Genomic DNA, 5,542 nt, shown 5'->3' with positions numbered 1-5,542 from the left:
GATGGTGTGTGCGTGTTCTTTGAGAACTCAACAGTGTGTCGATGAATGTCAGTGCCAAATTTTTTTGGTACTTCACATCCGCGAATGATCAACCGCCTCTTGGGGTTTGGTTGGTTTGTGTGTGGTGTGAGTATTTTTCGTCGGTGATTGTTCATTCTTCCGTCTGAATGGTTGCCGACACATTTTTTGCTAGTTGAGTTTTTTTGCTAGTGATTTGACTCTTTTTGTCTATGACTGATTAGCCGGCCTTCGGGTTGGTGATATCTAGAGTCTTCAACGGAGAGTTTGATCCTGGCTCAGGACGAACGCTGGCGGCGTGCTTAACACATGCAAGTCGAGCGGTAAGGCCTTTCGGGGTACACGAGCGGCGAACGGGTGAGTAACACGTGGGTGATCTGCCCTGCACTTCGGGATAAGCCTGGGAAACTGGGTCTAATACCGGATATGACCTCAGGTTGCATGACTTGGGGTGGAAAGATTTATCGGTGCAGGATGGGCCCGCGGCCTATCAGCTTGTTGGTGGGGTAATGGCCTACCAAGGCGACGACGGGTAGCCGACCTGAGAGGGTGACCGGCCACACTGGGACTGAGACACGGCCCAGACTCCTACGGGAGGCAGCAGTGGGGAATATTGCACAATGGGCGAAAGCCTGATGCAGCGACGCCGCGTGAGGGATGACGGCCTTCGGGTTGTAAACCTCTTTCAGCAGGGACGAAGCGCAAGTGACGGTACCTGCAGAAGAAGCACCGGCTAACTACGTGCCAGCAGCCGCGGTAATACGTAGGGTGCAAGCGTTGTCCGGAATTACTGGGCGTAAAGAGTTCGTAGGCGGTTTGTCGCGTCGTTTGTGAAAACCAGCAGCTCAACTGCTGGCTTGCAGGCGATACGGGCAGACTTGAGTACTGCAGGGGAGACTGGAATTCCTGGTGTAGCGGTGAAATGCGCAGATATCAGGAGGAACACCGGTGGCGAAGGCGGGTCTCTGGGCAGTAACTGACGCTGAGGAACGAAAGCGTGGGTAGCGAACAGGATTAGATACCCTGGTAGTCCACGCCGTAAACGGTGGGCGCTAGGTGTGGGTTCCTTCCACGGAATCCGTGCCGTAGCTAACGCATTAAGCGCCCCGCCTGGGGAGTACGGCCGCAAGGCTAAAACTCAAAGGAATTGACGGGGGCCCGCACAAGCGGCGGAGCATGTGGATTAATTCGATGCAACGCGAAGAACCTTACCTGGGTTTGACATATACCGGAAAGCTGCAGAGATGTGGCCCCCCTTGTGGTCGGTATACAGGTGGTGCATGGCTGTCGTCAGCTCGTGTCGTGAGATGTTGGGTTAAGTCCCGCAACGAGCGCAACCCCTATCTTATGTTGCCAGCACGTTATGGTGGGGACTCGTAAGAGACTGCCGGGGTCAACTCGGAGGAAGGTGGGGACGACGTCAAGTCATCATGCCCCTTATGTCCAGGGCTTCACACATGCTACAATGGCCAGTACAGAGGGCTGCGAGACCGTGAGGTGGAGCGAATCCCTTAAAGCTGGTCTCAGTTCGGATCGGGGTCTGCAACTCGACCCCGTGAAGTCGGAGTCGCTAGTAATCGCAGATCAGCAACGCTGCGGTGAATACGTTCCCGGGCCTTGTACACACCGCCCGTCACGTCATGAAAGTCGGTAACACCCGAAGCCGGTGGCTTAACCCCTTGTGGGAGGGAGCCGTCGAAGGTGGGATCGGCGATTGGGACGAAGTCGTAACAAGGTAGCCGTACCGGAAGGTGCGGCTGGATCACCTCCTTTCTAAGGAGCATTCTCCAATCCAATGTCCACACAGGTGGATGGTTGGTTGGCAGAGCCTGTTTCGGATCCACTTGTGGTCCGGCAGGAGCTCATGGGTGGACGCTGACAAACTTCCTCGCATCACGGCAGATCACATGATCTGCCGGCGAGTGCAATATATCGACATACTGTTGGGTCCTGAGAGAACACGCGAGTGTTTCCTCTCTAGGAAGTAACGACAAATGACTGCTGCAGTCATACCGCAAGAATTATTCGTGAGAATGTTTTTTGTTGGTGTCTGCGTGAGGTGGTTGTTTGTGTGTTGTTTGAGAACTGCACAGTGGACGCGAGCATCTTTGTTGTAAGTAATGAAGAGCGTACGGTGGATGCCTTGGCACCAGGAGCCGATGAAGGACGTAGGAGGCTGCGATAAGCCTCGGGGAGCTGTCAACCGAGCTGTGATCCGAGGATGTCCGAATGGGGAAACCCAGCACGAGTGATGTCGTGTTACCCGCGCCTGAATATATAGGGCGTGTGGAGGGAACGTGGGGAAGTGAAACATCTCAGTACCCACAGGAAGAGAAAACAACCGTGATTCCGTGAGTAGTGGCGAGCGAAAGCGGAAGAGGCTAAACCATGGGTGTGTGATAGCCGGCAGGTGTTGCATTCGTGGGGTTGTGGGGTTCATTTTGTCTGTTCTGCCGAGCAGGCCAACAGTAAGAAATCACAGGGTTAGTGGAAGTGGTCTGGAACGGCCTGTCGTAGAGGGTGAGAATCCCGTACACGAAAACTTTGTGACTGTTGTAATGGAAACCCAAGTAGCACCGGGCCCGTGAAATCTGGTGTGAATCTGTCGGGACCACCCGATAAGCCTGAATACTCCCTGGTGACCGATAGCGGACTAGTACCGTGAGGGAAAGGTGAAAAGTACCCCGGGAGGGGAGTGAAATAGTACCTGAAACCGTGCGCTTACAATCCGTCAGAGCCTTCGAACAGTTTACTGTTGGGGGTGATGGCGTGCCTTTTGAAGAATGAGCCTGCGAGTTAGTGGCATGTCGCGAGGTTAACCCGTGTGGGGTAGCCGTAGCGAAAGCGAGTCCGAATAGGGCGATCGTAGTGGCATGCTCTAGACCCGAAGCGGAGTGATCTACCCATGGCCAGGTTGAAGCGACGGTAAGACGTCGTGGAGGACCGAACCCACTTAGGTTGAAAACTGAGGGGATGAGTTGTGGGTAGGGGTGAAAGGCCAATCAAACTCCGTGATAGCTGGTTCTCCCCGAAATGCATTTAGGTGCAGCGTCGCGTGTTTCTCACCGGAGGTAGAGCTACTGGATGGTCTAGGGGGCCCACAAGCTTACCGAAATCAGCCAAACTCCGAATGCCGGTGAGTGAGAGCGCGGCAGTGAGACTGCGGGCGATAAGGTTCGTAGTCGAGAGGGAAACAGCCCAGATCGCCAGCTAAGGTCCCTAAGCGTGTACTAAGTGGAAAAGGATGTGGGGTCGCGAAGACAACCAGGAGGTTGGCTTAGAAGCAGCCACCCTTGAAAGAGTGCGTAATAGCTCACTGGTCAAGTGATCCTGCGCCGACAATGTAGCGGGGCTCAAGTACACCACCGAAGCTGCGGCATTCACGCAATAGCCCCCCTTCACTCTGCGGAGTGTTGGGCAGGTGTGTGGATGGGTAGGGGAGCGTCGTGTGGCCATGGAAGCGGCAGGGTGACCTAGCCGTGGAGGCCACACGAGTGAGAATGCAGGCATGAGTAGCGAAAGACGAGTGAGAAACTCGTCCGCCGAATGACCAAGGGTTCCTGGGCCAGGTTAATCCGCCCAGGGTGAGTCGGGACCTAAGACGAGGCCGACAGGCGTAGCCGATGGACAACGGGTTGATATTCCCGTACCCGTGTGAACGCGCCCATGGTGAATCAGTGATACTAACCATCCTGAAGCCACGAGAAGACCTTCGGGTCTCGAGTTGGTGGATGCATGGGACCTGATCTGGTAGTAGCCAAGCGATGGGGTGACGCAGGAAGGTAGCTGAGCCAGTCAGTGGTAATACTGGTGTAAGCGTGTAGGGCGTGACCTAGGCAAATCCGGGTCACACATAGCCTGAGACGTGATGCGTAGCCGATTGAGGCGAATTCAGTGATCCTATGCTGCCGAGAAAAGCCTCTAGCGAGCTTTCACACGGCCCGTACCCCAAACCGACACAGGTGGTCAGGTAGAGAATACTAAGGCGATCGAGATAACTATGGTTAAGGAACTCGGCAAAATGCCCCCGTAACTTCGGGAGAAGGGGGGCCCTGTTTGGTGACGACATTTACTGTCTGAGCTGGGTGGGGCCGCAGAGACCAGTGAGAAGCGACTGTTTACTAAAAACACAGGTCCGTGCGAAGTCGTAAGACGATGTATACGGACTGACGCCTGCCCGGTGCTGGAAGGTTAAGAGGACCGGTTAGTTCCTTCGGGAGCGAAGCTGAGAATTTAAGCCCCAGTAAACGGCGGTGGTAACTATAACCATCCTAAGGTAGCGAAATTCCTTGTCGGGTAAGTTCCGACCTGCACGAATGGCGTAACGACTTCTCAGCTGTCTCAACCGTAGACTCGGCGAAATTGCATTACGAGTAAAGATGCTCGTTACGCGCGGCAGGACGAAAAGACCCCGGGACCTTCACTACAGCTTGGTATTGGTGTTCGGTTCGGTTTGTGTAGGATAGGTGGGAGACTGTGAAACGGTGACGCCAGTTATCGTGGAGTCGTTGTTGAAATACCACTCTGATCGAATTGGACCTCTAACCTCGGACCATGATCTGGTTCAGGGACAGTGCCTGGTGGGTAGTTTAACTGGGGCGGTTGCCTCCCAAAATGTAACGGAGGCGCCCAAAGGTTCCCTCAGCCTGGTTGGCAATCAGGTGTCGAGTGCAAGTGCACAAGGGAGCTTGACTGTGAGACTGACAGGTCGAGCAGGGACGAAAGTCGGGACTAGTGATCCGGCACCGGCAAGTGGAAGCGGTGTCGCTCAACGGATAAAAGGTACCCCGGGGATAACAGGCTGATCTTCCCCAAGAGTCCATATCGACGGGATGGTTTGGCACCTCGATGTCGGCTCGTCGCATCCTGGGGCTGGAGTAGGTCCCAAGGGTTGGGCTGTTCGCCCATTAAAGCGGCACGCGAGCTGGGTTTAGAACGTCGTGAGACAGTTCGGTCTCTATCCGCCGCGCGCGTTAGAAACTTGAGGAAGGCTGTCCCTAGTACGAGAGGACCGGGACGGACGAACCTCTGGTGTGCCAGTTGTTCCGCCAGGAGCACCGCTGGTTAGCTACGTTCGGAAGGGATAACCGCTGAAAGCATCTAAGCGGGAAGCCTGTTCCAAGATGAGGTTTCTCACCCCCTCGAGGGGGTAAGGCCCCCGGCAGACCACCGGGTTGATAGGCCAGAACTGGAAGTGCAGTAATGCATGCAGGTGACTGGTACTAATAGGCCGAGGACTTACCACAAAGAAGCTACGCGTCCACTGTGCGGTATCTGAAACAACACACAGATACTGATGAGAAACTCTGTTTTCTCCGTCATCCATCCACCCGGTAACGGGTTCGGGTTGGTGCACGGTGAAACCAGGTGATCAGAAGTTGGTTACTGTGACAGTTTCATAGAGTTACGGCGGTCATAGCGAAGGGGAAACGCCCGGTCCCATTCCGAACCCGGAAGCTAAGCCCTTCAGCGCCGATGGTACTGCACTCGACAGGGTGTGGGAGAGTAGGACACCGCCGAACAC

General features: G+C 55.0%; 3 rRNA genes. All 3 read left to right on the top strand.

Annotated elements, in window-relative coordinates:
* Positions 1-273 precede the first annotated feature (273 nt).
* The 3 genes from B0E55_RS31110 to rrf all read left to right on the top strand — a co-directional run bounded on the left by B0E55_RS31110 (position 274) and on the right by rrf (position 5,540).
* Positions 274-1,791: ribosomal RNA gene (locus B0E55_RS31110) — 16S ribosomal RNA — on the top strand.
* A gap of 338 nt (positions 1,792-2,129) precedes the next feature.
* A 23S ribosomal RNA gene (locus tag B0E55_RS31105) occupies positions 2,130-5,264 on the top strand.
* 159 nt (positions 5,265-5,423) lie between these two features.
* A 5S ribosomal RNA gene (rrf, locus tag B0E55_RS31100) occupies positions 5,424-5,540 on the top strand.
* The 16S, 23S and 5S rRNA genes sit together here, the layout of an rRNA operon.
* Positions 5,541-5,542 lie beyond the last annotated feature (2 nt).

Origin of the sequence: Rhodococcus sp. 66b, from assembly GCF_002076325.1 — a bacterium.
Lineage (GTDB): Bacteria > Actinomycetota > Actinomycetes > Mycobacteriales > Mycobacteriaceae > Rhodococcus_F > Rhodococcus_F erythropolis.
Note: the sequence above shows the minus strand (reverse complement) of the source record. Positions and strands in the feature narration are given on the sequence as shown.